Annotated in this window: 1 protein-coding gene; it reads left to right on the forward strand. The window is 43.3% G+C overall.

Annotation, left to right across the window (positions count from 1 at the left end; all coding sequences use genetic code 11):
• Window positions 1–105: 105 nt before the first annotated feature.
• Window positions 106–1809, forward strand: a complete 1704-nt coding sequence (locus C6G87_RS06100; RefSeq protein WP_104752641.1) for a tetratricopeptide repeat protein — start codon at window positions 106–108, stop codon at window positions 1807–1809.
• The last annotated feature ends 311 nt before the right edge of the window (window positions 1810–2120 follow it).

A 2120-nucleotide genomic window follows, 5' to 3' on the forward strand; every position in this document is an offset into this window, starting at 1 on the left:
ACACACAAATCTCATTTGAGAGGTAAGACTCCCCCAATCCTGCTTGTTTTTCAATTGAAATAAGCTATAATAGAGCTAGAGATCTGAGAAAAAGCGGATAGGAAGATGAAGAAGATGATAGTAGCAGGTTTGAAGGATGTGTTGAAAGTCGCATTGTTGGTTACTCTATGCTTTATAGGCGTGCAAATGCAAGCAAAGGAGAATAAGGCAGAGCAGGCTAAGCGACAAGCTAAACAAGAGCTCCAGGCTAGACAATCTTATGATGCTGGCGTAAAAGCTTACGAAACAAAGCAATATAAAAAAGCCGCAACTTATTTCCAAAAGGCAGCCATGATGGGGAATTCTCAAGCTTATGCCTACTTAACAAAAATGGATAAACTTGGTCAAGGCGTGCCTAAAGATTGGAAACAAAAGTTGGAAAAGTATTATCAAGAAACTGGGAAAAAAGGGGATCATCAATCTTTCGAAAAGCTAGGGGACATGTACACAGAAGGGAAAGGTGTGCCTAGAGATTACAGGAAAGCCATTGAATACTACCAAAAAGCAGCGGAAAAAGGGAATGCTAGAGCTTACAATAAGCTGGGGCTCATGTATTACAGTGGCAAAGGTATGCCCAGAGACTACACCAAAGCCTTTGAATACTACCAAAAAGCAGCGGAGATGGGAGATGCTAAAGCGTACAACAACTTGGGACTTATGTACTACAACGGCAAGGGTGTACAACAAGATTATCAGCAGGCTTTAGAGTACTACAAAAAAGCTGGAAAGATGGGGAATGCTGATGGCTACGCGCGATTAGGGGATTTGTACTACAACGGTAAAGGCGTGCCCAGAGACTACACCAAAGCCTTTGAATACTACAAAAAAGCGGGTGAGATGGGGAGTGCTCTTAGTTACTACAAACTAGGTGCCATGTATTACAGTGGCAAGGGGATGCAACAAGATTATCAGGAAGCTTTGGATTATTACAAAAAAGCAGGGCAAATGGAGAGCGCTGATGGCTACACACGCCTAGGGGATTTGTACTACAACGGTAAAGGCGTGCCCAAGGATTACACGCAGGCTTTAAAATACTACCAAAAAGCGGGTGAGATGGGGGATGGTGTGGCTTATGAAAGGCTAGGGGATATATATACAGAGGGGCAGAGTGTACCTAAGGATTATGCAAAAGCTCTAGACTACTATAGAAAATCTGGTGAGAGTGGCGATGTGGCTGGCTATTATAAATTAGGCTCCATGTATTACAATGGTCATGGCGTGGAGCAAAATTACGCGATGGCTATGACATACTATCAGCGTGCAGCTGAGGAGGGCGATGCAACTGGTTACTATAGTCTAGGCGTAATGTATCAAAATGGTCAAGGTGTACCTATAGATTTCCAAAAAGCTTTTGGCTACTATAAAAAAGCAGCGAAAATGGGGAGTGCTAAGGCTTATGTTGGTTTGGGGGATCTGTACGGTATAGAAGGGGGTGCACCTGGGGGTATGCCTAGAGACTACAAAAGGGCTGTAGAATACTACCAAAAAGCGGGTGAGATGGGGGATGGTGTGGCTTACAGGATTTTAGGCGATATGTATATTAGCGGTGGAACACCTGTTGAAGGTGGTATGCCAAAAGACGATAGGAAAGCCGCAGAATACTACCAAAAAGCGGGTGAGATGGGAGAGCCCAGTGCTTATGCCATGCTAGGAGACATGTATCAGGATGGTCAGGGTGTGCCTAGAGATCCACAAAAAGCCAAGGAATATTACAAAAAAGCTTGCGATATGGGATACCAGGACACTTGTGCCTCATCGTCTGATCTGTAGTTACTAGGAGGAGGGGGTGTTGTCTTCTTCTTAAGGTTTCCGTTACGGGTTTTCTTTGTCGTTGTTGTCCGTGTGTGTGTTTTCTCTAAAGCAAGGCTTCTGTAAGCTGTCGCATAGCTATTCACGGGTAGTTAGGATATACATAAAAGCACATTGCCACCATGTCTTTTATACCTTTGCTCATTCAATTTAGTTGGACACACAAATCTCATTTGAGAGGTAAGACTCCCCCAATCCTGCTTGTTTTTCAATTGAAATAAGCTTACCACTTACATAAAAAACTCAAGCAATTTTAGACAACCTTCATGTTT

The organism is Helicobacter baculiformis (assembly GCF_900197685.1).
GTDB lineage: Bacteria > Campylobacterota > Campylobacteria > Campylobacterales > Helicobacteraceae > Helicobacter > Helicobacter baculiformis.

What these genes read in the sequence shown, in the direction of transcription:
- C6G87_RS06100 (WP_104752641.1), top strand. Translation starts at nt 106, where the DNA reads ATGAAGAAGATGATAGTAGCAGGTTTGAAGGATGTGTTGAAAGTCGCA.